Origin of the sequence: Streptomyces sp. NPDC032472 (assembly GCF_040636955.1) — a bacterium.
Classification (GTDB): Bacteria; Actinomycetota; Actinomycetes; order Streptomycetales; family Streptomycetaceae; genus Streptomyces.
Map to the genome: position 1 here is coordinate 48,627 of NZ_JBEZVK010000030.1, position 13,182 is coordinate 61,808.

The window sequence follows — 13,182 nt, forward strand, 5'->3', positions numbered from 1 at the left end:
CGGTGCCCCGGTCAGGTCCGGATAACCCATGGTAGCGAGCGTTCCGCCGACCCGTTCCCCCCGCCCGCATGGCGGGCGCCCCCCACCACCCGGCCCCACCCCCACCACCCAGCCCCGCGGCACCATCCAACCCGCCGGCACCATCCAGCCCCTCCGACACCATTCAGCCCCGCCGGCACCATCCAGCCCCGCCGGCGTTTGAGGCGCGGGGTCCGGGGCGGAGCCCCGAGCATCCAGCCCCGCCGGCGCTTGAGGCGGAGACGGAGAAAGGGCGGGGCGGGGAGAAAAGCCCCGCGCAGCGGACCCGCACACGCCGAAGCGGCGGGCACCCGGGGCAGACCCGGACACCCGCCGCTTCGGCAAGCAGAGGCAGAGGCCGTCAGACCACGATCAGCGCATCCAGCGGAGCCCCGGCAAGCGCGTCGGCCAGCTTCGCGCGCCCCGGCAGGAACGACAGCTCCATGAGCACCGCCACACCGGCGACCTCGGCACCGGCCCGGCGGATCAGCGACAGCGAGGCCTCGGCGGTCCCGCCGGTGGCCAGGACGTCGTCGATGACCATGACGCGGTCGCCGGCCCGGAGGTCCTCGGCGTGGACCTCGATCTCCGCGGTCCCGTACTCCAGGTCGTACGCCTGGGACAGCGTCGCGCCGGGCAGCTTGCCGGCCTTGCGGACCGGCACGAAGCCGATGCCCGCGCGGACGGCCACCGGCGCGGCGAGGATGAACCCGCGCGCCTCCAGACCGACGATCTTCGTGGCGCCGTAGGACTCGGCCAGCCCGGTCAGCGTGTCCGTCAGGGCCGTGAAGGCCTTCGGGTCGGCCAGCAGGGGGGTGATGTCCTTGAACATCACCCCCGGCTTCGGGTAGTCCGGGACGTCCTTGATCCGGCTGAGCAGCAGCTCGTGCACCTCGGGCGGCAGTGTGCTCATCGACGCCGCCCCGCCCGGCCCTGGGCCACGATCTGCGGCTGGTCCGTGCCCTCGTACGCCCCGTCGCCGGCCTCGGACTCGCCCTTGGCGGCCGCGGAGGCCCGCTTGGCCAGGACCCGCTTGCGCAGGGCCTTCATCGCCGGCTCTCGCTCCTTGAGGTCCACGACCAGCGGGGTCGCGATGAAGATCGAGGAGTAAGCACCGGCCGCGAGGCCGACGAACAGCGACAGCGAGATGTCGTTCAGCATGCCCGCGCCGAGGAAGCCGCCACCGATGAACAGCAGGGCCGCGACCGGCAGGAGCGCCACGACGGTGGTGTTGATCGAGCGGACCAGGGTGCCGTTGATGCTGCGGTTGGCGATCTCGCTGAAGGTGTAGCGGGTCTGCTTGGTGATGTCCTTCGACTGCTCCTTCAGACCGTCGAAGACGACGACGGTGTCGTAGAGGGAGTAGCCGAGGATGGTCAGCAGACCGATCACGGTGCCGGGGGTGACCTCGAAGCCGACGAGCGCGTAGATGCCGACGGTGATGGTGAGGTCGTGGATCAGTGCGACCAGCGCGGCGACCGCCATCCGCCATTCGAAGGCGATGGCGAGGTAGATCACCACGAGGACCATGAAGACGGCGAGGCCGGTCCAGGCCTTGGCCGCGATCTGCTCGCCCCAGCTGGGGCCGACCAGGTCGGCGTTGATGTCGCCTTCCTTGACCTTGAGGTCGCCGGCCAGCTGCTTCTTCACGCCGGCGGCGTCATCGGTGTCCAGACCGGAGATCTGGATGCGCAGGCCGCCGGTGCCCAGCTGCTGGACGATCGCCTCGTGGCCGGAGGCCTTCTTGGCCTCCTCGGTCGCCCTGGCGACGGACACGGAGGTCTTGGGGGTGGTGAAAACGGCACCGCCCTTGAACTCGATGCCCATGTTGAGGCCCTGGACGGCCAGGCCCACGATCGCCGTGATGGTGATCAGGATGGAAACGCCGTACCAGAGAAAGCGCTTGCCGACGAAGTCGTAGCCGACCTCACCGCGGTACAGCTTGGCGCCGAGATCTCCCAGCTTCGACATCTCTCACGCCTCCTTTGCGTCGACGGGAGCGGTGACGGAACCGGAACCGGTGCGGCGGGACCGGCGCAGCGGCGGCTTGGCGCCGAGCCGCTTCGGGTCGAGCCCGGACCAGGGGTGACCGCTGGAGAAGAACTTCGTACGGGCCACCAGCGTCATGATCGGCTTGGTGAAGAGGAACACCACGACCACGTCGAGGAGGGTGGTCAGACCCAAGGTGAAGGCGAAGCCCTGCACCTTGCCGACGGTGACGATGAAGAGCACCGCGGCGGCCAGGAACGACACGAAGTCGGAGACCAGGATGGTGCGCCGGGCGCGCGGCCAGGCCCGCTCCACCGCGGGGCGCAGCGTGCGGCCCTCGCGGATCTCGTCGCGGATGCGCTCGAAGTACACGATGAACGAGTCCGCGGTGATGCCGATCGCGACGATCGCACCGCACACGGCGGGCAGGTTCAGGGCGAAGCCGATGCCCTTGCCCAGCAGCGCCATGATCGTGTACGTGAGGATCGCGGACACCATGAGGCTGACGATCGCGATGAACGCCAGACCGCGGTAGTACACCAGCAGGTAGACCACGACCAGGATGAGGCCGATCGCACCGGCGATCAGGCCGGCCTTCAGCTGCTCCCCGCCGAGCGCGGAGGTCACGGTGGTGACGCTGTCCTCGCTGAAGGACAGCGGCAGGGCGCCGTACGAGAGCATGTTGCCCAGGTCCTGCGCGGACTGCTGGGTGAAGCCGCCGGAGATCTCGGCGTTGCCGCCGGTCAGCGCCTGGCTGACGGACGGGTCGGAGACGACCTCGCCGTCGAGCACGATGGCGAACTGGTTCTGCGGCATCTGCTTGGTGGCCAGCTCACCGGTGATCTTGGCGAACTTGTCGGCGCCCTTGTCGGTGAACTGCATGGTGACGATCCAGGCGCCGCGCTGCGGGTCGATGACGCCCTTGGCGTCCTTGACGTCGGTACCGGCGACACCGGCCGGGCCGAGGATCCACTTGCCCCAGGCGTTGCCGCGCTTGCCGCAGGCGAGGGTCGGCTCCTCGGGCTTGGCGCTCTTGCCGACGGCGGCGCGCTGCTGCTCGTCGGTGCAGTCCAGGGCCGCGAACTTGGCCTGGAGGTCGGCGGCGGCCGCGTCCGCGCCGGTCGGGGCCGGGGTGGGGGACGGGGCGGTCTTGTTGTCGTCTGCCTTCTTCGACTGGCTCGCCGACGGCGAGGGCGAGGGCGAGGCGGTCGCAGCGGGGGCCTTGAGGGCCTCGCTGATCACACGGCCCTGCGAAGTGGCGCTGGACGACGGGGTGGCCGACGCGCTGGGCTTGCTGCCCTCGGCCTTGGGGGCGCCGGAGGCGCTCGTCGACGGGCTCGGCGTGGCCTGCGGGACTGCCGGGGCGCCGTCGGCGAAGGCCAGGACGGGCCGGAAGTACAGCTGAGCGGTGGTGCCGACCTGCTCGCGGGCCTGCTTCTCGTTCGTCCCCTTGGGGATGTTCACGATGATGTGGTCGCGGCCCTGCGTCTGGACCTCGGACTCCGTGACGCCGAGACCGTTGACGCGGCGCTCGATGATGCCGACCGCCGTGTTCATGTTGGTCTCGTTGATCGCGTCCGGCTTGCCGGGCTCGCTCTTGGCCTTGAGCGTGATGCTCGTGCCGCCCGCGAGGTCGATGCCGAGCCGGGGAGTCGTCTGCTTCGTGAGGAACATCCCCGCGGTGAGCGCCACCATTGCGATCAGGATGACCGCCAGGGCGCGCCCCGGCCTCCCCTGAGCCCCCGTGGGCCGCCGGCCCTTCTTCGGTGCTGCCACCTTGTCGTATCTCCCTGTCCAACCGTCCGGCGCCGGGGTTCGGCGCCCGGACGGCCACGAAATGTGTGGTGGGGACCCCTGCCCCCCGCAGAAGTGTCACTGACGGGGACCGCGCGGGCGCCGGTCGGGCGTTGTCGCGGTCCCCGGCCGCGCGTGTTACTTCGCGCCGGCCTCGCCGTCGCCCTCGGCGTCTCCCTTGCCGTCCTCAGGCTGGTCCTTCTTGCCCAGGTCGAGCTTGGGGGCCTCGTCCTCGTCCTTCTTGGCGAGGTCGGCCTTGGGGGCCTCGTCCTCGTCCTTGGTCAGGGAGGAGATGTCGTCGGGGACGACGGGCGCCTCGTGGTCGGCCGCGGCCTCGGCGCCGTGGACGATGCGGTTGTACTCCGCGTCGTCCAGGACGGCGGCGATGGCCATCTTCGCGTAGATCGCGTGCACGCCGGGGGCGACCTCAAGGGTGACGGTGTCGTCGCCGATCTCCTTGACCGTGGCGTACATGCCGCCGATGGTGCGGATGCCGGTGCCGGGCGTCATGTGGTCGCGCATCTGCGCGGCCTGCTGCTGCTTCTTCTTCGCGGAGCGGGTCATCAGGAACATCGCCCCGATGAGCACGATGAACGGGAGGAGTGTCACGAGATTCACGGGACGGAGATCCTTCGCACGACCGCACGGGAGACGGCCTTTTTCTACGGGGGTGGGCACGCCGACCCGAAGGGTCGGCATCGGCGGAGTCTAGGCGAGTCCGCACCGATGGAACAACGCCCAGCATGGCACCGCAGTTCCTGACCGGGCCAACCTCCGCGCCGTCACGCCCCGAACAGGCCCTGTTGTACGGCGGATCCGCCGCCGCCCTGCTGCGGCGGGACAAGTCCCAGGTGAGCCCATGCGGCGGGGGTCGCGATCCGGCCGCGCGGGGTACGGGCGAGGAGCCCCTCCCGTACGAGGAACGGCTCGGCGACCTCCTCCACGGTCTCCCGCTCCTCGCCGACGGCCACGGCGAGGGTGGACAGGCCGACCGGGCCGCCGCCGAACAGCTTGAGCAGGGCCTCCAGCACCGCCCGGTCGAGGCGGTCCAGGCCGCGCCCGTCCACCTCGTACACCTGCAGGGCCGTCGCGGCCACCTCGCGGGTGATCACTCCGTCGGCCCTGACCTGGGCGTAGTCGCGCACCCGGCGCAGCAGCCGGTTGGCGATGCGCGGGGTACCGCGGGAGCGGCCGGCGATCTCGGCGGCGCCGGCGGGGTCGATCTCCACGTCGAGCAGGCCGGCGGAGCGGCGGATGACGCGTTCCAGCTCCTGGGGGGCGTAGAACTCCATGTGCCCGGTGAAGCCGAACCGGTCGCGCAGCGGCGGCGGCAGCAGTCCGGCCCGGGTCGTCGCGCCAACCAGGGTGAACGGCGGCAGTTCGAGCGGGATGGCGGTGGCGCCGGGGCCCTTCCCGACGATGACGTCGACCCGGAAGTCCTCCATGGCCATGTACAGCATCTCCTCGGCGGGCCGGGACATGCGGTGGATCTCGTCAAGGAAGAGGACCTCGCCCTCCTGGAGGGAGGAGAGGATGGCGGCGAGGTCGCCGGCGTGCTGGATGGCGGGACCGGAGGTGATCCGGATGGGCGCGCCCATCTCCGCCGCGATGATCATCGAGAGGGTGGTCTTGCCGAGGCCGGGGGCGCCGGAGAGCAGGACGTGGTCGGCGGTGGCGCCGCGCTGGCGGGCCGCCTTCAGGACCAGGTCGAGCTGCTGGCGGACCTTTTCCTGGCCGACGAACTCGCCGAGGTCCTTCGGGCGCAGGGCCGCCTCGACGGCGGTGTCCTCGCCGTCGGCTGCCGGCGCCACGATGCGGTCGCCCTCGGCGGGGGCCTCGGTGTCGTCGTCCCAGTTCACGGTGTCAGTCTGCCTTCTCGGTTTCGTGCGGTGCGGTGTTCCTGCGGAGCGGGCCCGGGTCCCTGCGGGGCCGTCCCCTCCCCGCCCCTTCCCGAAACCGGGGCTGCGCCCCGGACCCCGTTCCGGGCGCTTCGCGCCCGGTGCGCTCAAACGCCGCGCGGGCTGGATTTTGCGGCGGCGGGGTGGGGGACGGGCTCCGCGCAGCGGAAAGGGTCAGCGGGTGCGGTTCAGGGTTTGGAGGGCGGCTCGCAGGAGCTGGGGAACGGGGGCCGAGCCGCCGGAGGCGATGGCGGCTTCGGCCTGGGGGGTCACCGCGGCGACGGCCTCGTCCGCCTCGCGGGAGGCGTACCCGAGGCCGATGAGGGCGGCGGAGAGCTGCTCCGTCCAGGGGGCGGGCCCGGACGCGGCGGCGGCCCGCTGCGCCCCGACCAGCGTCCCGGACCCCACCGGCGCGCCCAGCTTGCCCTTCAGCTCCAGCAGCAGCTTCTGCGCCCCCCTCTTCCCGATGCCGGGGACGGCGGTCAGCGCCTTCTCGTCCCCCGATTCCACGGCCACCCGCAGCGCGTCCGGCCGGTGCACCCCGAGCATCGCCTGCGCCAGCCGCGGCCCGACCCCGCTCGCGGTCTGCAGCAGCTCGAAGACCTGCCGCTCGTCGTCGTCGGCGAAGCCGTACAGGGTCAGGGAGTCCTCCCGGACCACCAGGGAGGTGGCCAGCCGGGCCGGCTCGCCGGTGCGCAGGCCGGCGATGGTGTTGGGCGTGCACTGCACGGCCATGCCCACGCCGCCGACCTCGATCACGGCCGCGGTGGGGGTGAGGGCGGCGACGGGGCCGCTGACGAAGGCGATCATCGGGTACGGCCTTTCGGGGTGTGCAGGGCGACCGCCTGCTGGAGGCGGTTCTTGGCGGGGGCCCGCCAGATGTGGCAGATGGCGAGCGCGAGGGCGTCCGCGGCGTCGGCGGGCTTGGGCGGTGCGGCGAGCCGCAGCAGCCGGGTGACCATCGCCCCGACCTGTGCCTTGTCGGCGCGGCCGGAGCCGGTGACGGCGGCCTTGACCTCGCTGGGGGTGTGCAGGGCCACCGGTATGCCCCGGCGGGCGGCGCACAGCATGGCGACGGCGCTGGCCTGGGCGGTGCCCATCACCGTGCGGACGTTGTGCTGGCTGAAGACCCGCTCCACGGCGACGACTTCGGGCCGGTGCTCGTCGAGCCACTGCTCGATGCCCTGCTCGACGGCGACGAGCCGGTCCCCCAGCTCCGCGTCGACGGGGGTGCGGACGACTCCCACGCCGAGCATGGTCAGGGGACGGCCGGCCGCACCCTCGACCACGCCGACACCGCAGCGCGTCAGACCCGGGTCCACGCCGAGCACTCGCACGGCGCCCCTCCCCTCCTCGGAAATTCGCTCGCCAGACTAACCGCTGCCTCTGACAACGCGACGGGCCGACGGGGTGTGTCCCCGTCGGCCCGTGTCACACGTCGGTGGAAGGCGAAGCCTCAGGCGTCGACCTTCTCCATGACCTCGTCCGAGACGTCGAAGTTGGCGAAGACGTTCTGGACGTCGTCGCTGTCCTCCAGCGCGTCGATCAGCTTGAAGATCTTGCGCGCGCCCTCTTCGTCCAGCTCGACCTGCATGGTCGGGACGAAGCTGGAGTCGGCCGAGTCGTAGTCGATGCCGGCTTCCTGGAGCGCGGTGCGGACCGCGACCAGGTCGGTGGCCTCGCTGATGATCTCGAAGGTGTCGCCGTTGTCGTTGACCTCTTCGGCACCGGCCTCCAGGACCGCGCCGAGGACGTCGTCCTCGGACAGGTCGGCCTTGGGCAGGATGATGACGCCCTTGCGGTTGAACAGGTACGAGACCGAGCCCGGGTCGGCCATCGAACCGCCGTTGCGGGTCATGGCGACGCGCACGTCGGAGGCGGCGCGGTTGCGGTTGTCGGTGAGGCACTCGATGAGCACCGCGACACCGTTCGGACCGTAGCCTTCGTACATGATCGTCTCGTAGTCGGCGCCGCCGGCCTCGAGGCCGCCGCCGCGCTTGACCGCGGAGTCGATGTTCTTGTTCGGGACCGACTGCTTCTTCGCCTTCTGCACGGCGTCGAACAGCGTCGGGTTGCCGTCGATGTCGGGGCCGCCCATGCGGGCCGCGACCTCGATGTTCTTGATCAGCTTCGCGAAGAGCTTGCCGCGCTTGGCATCGATCACGGCCTTCTTGTGCTTCGTCGTAGCCCATTTAGAGTGGCCGGACATCCGCCTGTCTCCTTCGCGTAACCAATAGGTGTTCTTCCCCGATCCTACCGGGCGCCGATCAGCGCCCCGTGCGCACCATGTCGACGAAGTAGGCGTGCACGCGGTCGTCGCCGGTCAGTTCGGGGTGGAACGAGGTGGCCAGGACGTTGCCCTGTCGCACGGCGACGGTGTGGCCGTCGTACGTGGCGAGCACCTGGGCGTCGGCGCCGACGGACTCGACCCACGGGGCGCGGATGAAGACGCCCTCGACGGGGCCGCCCTCGATGCCGGTGAACTCGATCGCGGCCTCGAAGGACTCGTTCTGGCGGCCGAAGGCGTTGCGGCGGACGATCATGTCGATGCCGCCGAGCGTCTCCTGGTCCTCACGGCCGTCGAGCAGCTTGTCGGCGAGCATGATCATGCCGGCGCAGGTGCCGTAGACCGGCATGCCGGTCCGGACGCGCTCGCGCAGCGGCTCCAGCATGCCGAACAGGACGGCGAGCTTCGACATGGTCGTCGACTCGCCGCCGGGGATCACCAGGGCGTCGACCTCGGCGAGCTCCTCGGGGCGCCGGACCGCCCTGGCCACGGCGTCCGCCGAGGCCAGGGCGATCAGGTGCTCCCGTACGTCGCCCTGGAGGGCCAGGACACCGATGACGGGGGGGTTGTTCATGGGAAGCAGTGCCTTACCAGCCGCGGTTGGCGTAGCGCTCGGCCTCGGGCAGGGTGTCGCAGTTGATGCCGACCATGGCCTCGCCCAGGTTGCGGGAGGCGTCCGCGATGATCTTCGGGTCGTCGAAGAAGGTGGTGGCCTTCACGATGGCGGCGGCGCGCTTGGCCGGGTCGCCCGACTTGAAGATGCCGGAGCCGACGAAGACGCCCTCGGCGCCGAGCTGGCGCATCAGCGCGGCGTCGGCCGGGGTGGCGACGCCACCGGCGGAGAACAGCACCACCGGGAGCTTGCCGAGCTCGGCGACCTCCTTGACGAGCTCGTACGGGGCGCGCAGCTCCTTGGCGGCGGCGTACAGCTCGTTGTTGTCGAAGCCGCGCAGCTTGGCGATCTCGTTCTTGATCTGGCGCAGGTGGCGGACGGCCTCGACGACGTTGCCGGTGCCGGCCTCGCCCTTCGAGCGGATCATGGCCGCGCCCTCGGCGATGCGGCGCAGGGCCTCGCCCAGGTTGGTGGCACCGCAGACGAAGGGGGTGGTGAACGCCCACTTGTCGGAGTGGTTGACCTCGTCGGCCGGGGTCAGGACCTCGGACTCGTCGATGTAGTCGACGCCGAGGGACTGCAGCACCTGGGCCTCGACGAAGTGGCCGATGCGGGACTTGGCCATCACCGGGATGGAGACCGCGTCGATGATCTCCTCGATCATGTTCGGGTCGGACATGCGGGCCACGCCGCCGTCCTTGCGGATGTCCGCGGGCACCCGCTCCAGGGCCATGACGGCCACGGCGCCGGCGTCCTCGGCGATCTTGGCCTGCTCGGCGTTGACCACGTCCATGATCACGCCGCCCTTGAGCTGCTCGGCCATGCCGCGCTTGACGCGGGCGGTGCCGATCTCGGGGGTCTGCGGGGTGGAGGGAAGCGTGCTCACGGATGACCTCACTCGAAGGAAAGAAGGCTGCTGCGGGGGTCCCGCAGGGGTACTGCGGTGATGCTCCGCCGAGCAAACCCTCCCCGAGCAGTCCACCGCAAGGGCCAATGAGGAGCCGGTGGCTCCTTCCGACTTGGCCAATGGGTACAACTACGGCCGGTCGGCGAGGTCCGCCGGGGGCTCGTCGTCCATCTCGAACGCGAGCGGGAAGGGGGCGTGGCCGGCCAGGCGGAACCAGCGGACCTTGCGGTGGCGGCGCAGGGCGCGGGCGGCCCGTACGGCGTCGTTGTGGAACCGCCGGGCCATCGGGACCCGGCGCACGGCCGCGGCCAGCTCCTCGGCGGCCGCCTCGCCGCCGGGGGCGGCCTTGACCACCTCGACCTGGGCGGCGTCGGCGAACACGGCGCGCAGGGCCTGGCTGAGCTCGCTCTCGGCGACCTCGCGGTGCTCCTCGTCGGCCTGGCGGGCGGCGTGCGCGGCCTCGTACAGCACGATGGAGGACGCCGGGTCGAGCGCGCCGGAGGTGGCCACCTCCAGCACCACCGAGGCGCGGCGCACGAGCTGTGCGTCGAGGGCCGCGCGGGCGGCGTCCATCCGCGTGTGCAGCCGGTCGAGGCGTCCGGCCGTCCAGCTGAGGTAGACGCCGATCACGGCGAGGAGCAGGGCGGTCCAGACAAGGGTTTCGATCACGGCCCGCGACTCTACCGCCCGCTGCGCACCCCGAACGGCCCCGCCCCGGCCCGGGGCCCCGCCCCGGACCCCGCGCCTCAAACGCCGGCGGGGCTGGATTCCCCGGGACCGGAGCGCACGGAGTCCTGGAACCACCCGCACCCGACAGCGCGCGGGTCAAAAAACCAGCCCGCGCGGCGATTGAGCGCACCGGGCGCGGAGCGCACGGGAACCGGGTATCGGCGCCGGCCGGAGTCGGGGCGTCAGTGGGAGGGGTCGCGGGCGAAGCCCAGGCGGGTGCGGAGCGGGACGCGCTCGTCGGTGGCGACGGCGCTCGCGCCGTCCGTCACCGTCTCGTACACCGCGAGGATGTCCGCCCCGACCGTCGACCAGTCGAAGCGCCGCACGTGCGCGGAGCCCCGCGCACTGAGCTCCGCGCGCCGGGCCGGATCCCGCAGCAGCTTCACCGCGGCCGCGGCCAGCGCATCGGCGTCCTCGTTGGCGAAGAGCTCCCCCGCCGCCCCCTGGTCCAGGACCTGCGCGAACGCGTCCAGGTCGGAGGCGAGCACCGGCGCCCCGGCCGAGAGGGCCTCGACCAGGATGATGCCGAAGCTCTCGCCCCCGGTGTTGGGCGCCACGTACACGTCGACGCTGCGCAGCAGCCTGGCCTTGTCCTCGTCGGAGACCATCCCGAGGAACTCCACCCGCGAGCGCAGCTCCTCCGGCAGGGAGGCCACCGCCTCCTCCTCGTCCCCGCGGCCGGCGACGAGGAGCCGTACCTCCGGGCACTCCCGGGCGATCCGCGGGAAGGCCGCCATCAGCACGGGCAGGCCCTTGCGCGGCTCGTCGATCCGGCCGATGAAGCCCAGGGTCTGCCCGCCCCACTCGGCCTTCGGCTCGGCGGAGGCGAAGAAGTCCACGTCGACGCCGTTGGGGATGACCACCGCGTCGCCGCCCAGGTGCTCCACCAGCGTGCGCCGCGCATACTCGCTGACCGCGATCCGGGCGCTGATCTTCTCCAGGGCCGGCTGCAGGATCGGGTACGCCGCGATCATCGCCCGCGAGCGCGGGTTCGAGGTGTGGAACGTCGCCACGATCGGGCCCTGCGCCGCCCAGCAGGACAGCAGCCCCAGCGAGGGCGAGGCCGGCTCGTGGATGTGGATCACGTCGAAGACGCCGTCGTGCAGCCAGCGCCGCACCCGCGCCGCGGACAGCAGGCCGAAGTTCAGCCGGGCCACGGACCCGTTGTACGGCACCGGCACCGCCCGCCCCGCCGAGACCACGTACGGCGGCAGCGGGGTCTCGTCGTCCGCGGGGGCCAGCACCGACACCTCGTGGCCGAGGCGGATCAGGTGCTCGGCGAGGTCCCGGATGTGGAACTGGACGCCGCCGGGGACGTCCCACGAGTACGGGCAGACAATGCCGATCTTCACGCGGAGCGCTCCTCGAGGTCGTCCAGCCACAGCCGCTGGAGCATGTGCCAGTCCTGCGGGTGCTCGGCGATGCCCCCGGCGAAGGCGTCGGCCACCGCCTGGGTCATGGCGGCCGTCTTCTCCGCCCGCGTCCCGGTCCCGGGAACCTCCACCTCGGGGTGGATCCGCCCGTACAGCTTCGGGGTGTCCCCGTAGTACAGGGTCGCGGGCAGCAGCGCCGCCCCCGTCTGCTGCGCGAGCAGCGCCGGCCCGGCGGGCATCCGCGCCGTGGCGCCGAAGAACTCCACCTCGATGCCGGAGGACGACAGGTCCCGGTCGGCGACCAGGCAGATCAGGCCGCCGGAGCGCAGCCGGCGCGCCAGCGTCCCGAACGCGGCCCCGCCGCTGTGCGGCAGCACCTCCATGCCCAGGCTCTCGCGGTAGGCGACGAACCGGTCGTACAGCGATTCGGGCTTGAGCCGCTCGGCGACGGTGGTGAACGGCACGCCCAGGTGCCCGGTGACCCAGGCCCCGGCCAGGTCCCAGTTGGCCAGGTGGGGCAGGGCCACGATCACGCCGCGCCCGGAGGCGATGGCGTCGAGCAGGATGTGGTCGTCCTTTATGGCGACGTCCGTGCCGAAGCGCTTCGGGTCCATCGCCGGCAGCCGGAAGGACTCCATCCAGTACCGCATGTACGAGCGCATGCCGGCCCGCGACAGCTCGCGCAGCTGCTCGGGGCCCGCCTGCGGCACGACCCTGGCCAGGTTGGACTCCAGCCGCAGCACGCTCTTGCCGCGCCGCCGCCACGCCGTGTCCGCGATCCGGCGGCCGAGGGCCACCGCGGCCGGCTCGGGCAGCTTCTTCACGCCGGCCCAGCCGAGCCCGTACAGGCCGTCGACCAGCCGGTCCTGGAGCGCCCCCATCAGGCCGCGCCCGATTCGGAGGCCGAGGCCGCCGCGTCGGCCTCGGCCGCCTCACGGCGCACGGTGACCACCCGCTGGATCAGCGTGACGAGCGAGCCGGCCGCCACCAGCCACAGCGCGATCGGCAGCAGCACCCCGATCCAGGAGGGGACGCCGAAGGTCTGGAGGCCCGACAGGCCGGCCGCGACGAGCGTGACCACCAGCCGCTCCGCGCGCTCCACGAGCCCGTTGACGGCGACGGGCAGGCCGATCGATTCTCCGCGCGCCTTGGTGTAGGACACCACCTGGCCGCTGGCCAGGCAGAAGATCGCCACCGCGCACAGCACGTTGTCGTGGCCGGAGCCCGCGTACCAGAGCGCGAGCCCGCCGAAGATCGCCGCGTCGGCGACCCGGTCCAGGGTGGAGTCCAGGAAGGCGCCCCAGCGGCTGGAGACCCCGGCCTGGCGGGCCATGTTCCCGTCCACCAGGTCGGAGAAGACGAACAGCGTGATGGTGATCGTGCCCCAGAAGAACTCGCCCCGGGGGAAGAAGACGAGCGCTCCGGCCACCACTCCGGCCGTGCCGATCAACGTGACCGCGTCCGGGCTCACCCCCCGCCGGAGGAGAAAAGCGGCGAATGGCGTGAGAACACGCGTGAAGAACGCACGCGCGTACTTGTTCAGCATGGCCTTCCCGGAGGGTCGCTGGGCCGTA

Annotated in this window: 14 protein-coding genes; all 14 read right to left on the reverse strand. The window is 71.8% G+C overall.

Annotated elements, in window-relative coordinates:
• Nucleotides 1-379: 379 nt before the first annotated feature.
• Nucleotides 380-931, reverse strand: a complete 552-nt coding sequence (locus AB0F11_RS21325) for an adenine phosphoribosyltransferase (protein ID WP_362175921.1) — start codon at nucleotides 929-931, stop codon at nucleotides 380-382.
• Nucleotides 928-1,989, reverse strand: a complete 1,062-nt coding sequence (gene secF / locus AB0F11_RS21330) for a protein translocase subunit SecF (RefSeq protein WP_362175924.1) — start codon at nucleotides 1,987-1,989, stop codon at nucleotides 928-930. Before secF ends, AB0F11_RS21325 begins: the two co-directional genes overlap by 4 nt.
• Before the next feature lie 3 nt (nucleotides 1,990-1,992).
• A complete protein-coding gene (gene secD / locus AB0F11_RS21335) occupies nucleotides 1,993-3,783 on the reverse strand; it encodes a protein translocase subunit SecD (RefSeq protein ID WP_362175927.1) in 1,791 nt (596 codons plus the stop codon).
• A gap of 156 nt (nucleotides 3,784-3,939) precedes the next feature.
• The gene (gene yajC / locus AB0F11_RS21340) at nucleotides 3,940-4,419 is read right to left on the reverse strand and encodes a preprotein translocase subunit YajC (protein WP_362175930.1); all 480 of its coding nucleotides are present in this window, start codon (nucleotides 4,417-4,419) and stop codon (nucleotides 3,940-3,942) included.
• A gap of 164 nt (nucleotides 4,420-4,583) precedes the next feature.
• A complete protein-coding gene (gene ruvB, locus AB0F11_RS21345) occupies nucleotides 4,584-5,660 on the reverse strand; it encodes a Holliday junction branch migration DNA helicase RuvB (RefSeq protein ID WP_362175933.1) in 1,077 nt (358 codons plus the stop codon).
• Nucleotides 5,661-5,873: 213 nt separating this feature from the next.
• A complete protein-coding gene (gene ruvA / locus AB0F11_RS21350; protein WP_362175936.1) occupies nucleotides 5,874-6,509 on the reverse strand; it encodes a Holliday junction branch migration protein RuvA in 636 nt (211 codons plus the stop codon).
• Nucleotides 6,506-7,036, reverse strand: coding sequence for a crossover junction endodeoxyribonuclease RuvC (ruvC, locus tag AB0F11_RS21355; protein ID WP_362175939.1), 531 nt, complete (start codon nucleotides 7,034-7,036; stop codon nucleotides 6,506-6,508). Before ruvC ends, ruvA begins: the two co-directional genes overlap by 4 nt.
• 119 nt (nucleotides 7,037-7,155) lie before the next feature.
• Nucleotides 7,156-7,908: a YebC/PmpR family DNA-binding transcriptional regulator gene (locus AB0F11_RS21360; protein ID WP_362175941.1), complete on the reverse strand. Its 753-nt coding sequence runs from the start codon at nucleotides 7,906-7,908 to the stop codon at nucleotides 7,156-7,158.
• Nucleotides 7,909-7,966: 58 nt separating this feature from the next.
• A complete protein-coding gene (gene pdxT, locus AB0F11_RS21365) occupies nucleotides 7,967-8,560 on the reverse strand; it encodes a pyridoxal 5'-phosphate synthase glutaminase subunit PdxT (RefSeq protein ID WP_362175943.1) in 594 nt (197 codons plus the stop codon).
• A 13-nt stretch (nucleotides 8,561-8,573) separates the two neighbouring features.
• Complete coding sequence (gene pdxS, locus AB0F11_RS21370; protein ID WP_362175946.1) at nucleotides 8,574-9,485, reverse strand: pyridoxal 5'-phosphate synthase lyase subunit PdxS; 912 nt, start codon at nucleotides 9,483-9,485, stop codon at nucleotides 8,574-8,576.
• Nucleotides 9,486-9,635: 150 nt separating this feature from the next.
• Nucleotides 9,636-10,175, reverse strand: a complete 540-nt coding sequence (locus AB0F11_RS21375; RefSeq protein WP_362175949.1) for a hypothetical protein — start codon at nucleotides 10,173-10,175, stop codon at nucleotides 9,636-9,638.
• A gap of 242 nt (nucleotides 10,176-10,417) precedes the next feature.
• Nucleotides 10,418-11,587: a glycosyltransferase family 4 protein gene (locus tag AB0F11_RS21380; protein ID WP_361909041.1), complete on the reverse strand. Its 1,170-nt coding sequence runs from the start codon at nucleotides 11,585-11,587 to the stop codon at nucleotides 10,418-10,420.
• Nucleotides 11,584-12,489 carry a phosphatidylinositol mannoside acyltransferase gene (locus AB0F11_RS21385; RefSeq protein WP_362175953.1) on the reverse strand — a complete coding sequence of 302 codons (906 nt, stop codon included), beginning with the start codon at nucleotides 12,487-12,489 and terminating at the stop codon, nucleotides 11,584-11,586. The genes AB0F11_RS21380 and AB0F11_RS21385 overlap by 4 nt, the downstream gene beginning before the upstream one ends.
• Nucleotides 12,489-13,154: a phosphatidylinositol phosphate synthase gene (pgsA, locus tag AB0F11_RS21390; protein ID WP_362175956.1), complete on the reverse strand. Its 666-nt coding sequence runs from the start codon at nucleotides 13,152-13,154 to the stop codon at nucleotides 12,489-12,491. The genes AB0F11_RS21385 and pgsA overlap by 1 nt, the downstream gene beginning before the upstream one ends.
• Nucleotides 13,155-13,182: the final 28 nt, after the last annotated feature.

What these genes read in the sequence shown, in the direction of transcription:
- AB0F11_RS21325 (WP_362175921.1), bottom strand. Translation starts at nt 931, where the DNA reads ATGAGCACACTGCCGCCCGAGGTGCACGAGCTGCTGCTCAGCCGGATC.
- secF (WP_362175924.1), bottom strand. Translation starts at nt 1,989, where the DNA reads ATGTCGAAGCTGGGAGATCTCGGCGCCAAGCTGTACCGCGGTGAGGTC.
- ruvA (WP_362175936.1), bottom strand. Translation starts at nt 6,509, where the DNA reads ATGATCGCCTTCGTCAGCGGCCCCGTCGCCGCCCTCACCCCCACCGCG.
- AB0F11_RS21360 (WP_362175941.1), bottom strand. Translation starts at nt 7,908, where the DNA reads ATGTCCGGCCACTCTAAATGGGCTACGACGAAGCACAAGAAGGCCGTG.
- pdxT (WP_362175943.1), bottom strand. Translation starts at nt 8,560, where the DNA reads ATGAACAACCCCCCCGTCATCGGTGTCCTGGCCCTCCAGGGCGACGTA.
- AB0F11_RS21385 (WP_362175953.1), bottom strand. Translation starts at nt 12,489, where the DNA reads ATGGGGGCGCTCCAGGACCGGCTGGTCGACGGCCTGTACGGGCTCGGC.
- pgsA (WP_362175956.1), bottom strand. Translation starts at nt 13,154, where the DNA reads ATGCTGAACAAGTACGCGCGTGCGTTCTTCACGCGTGTTCTCACGCCA.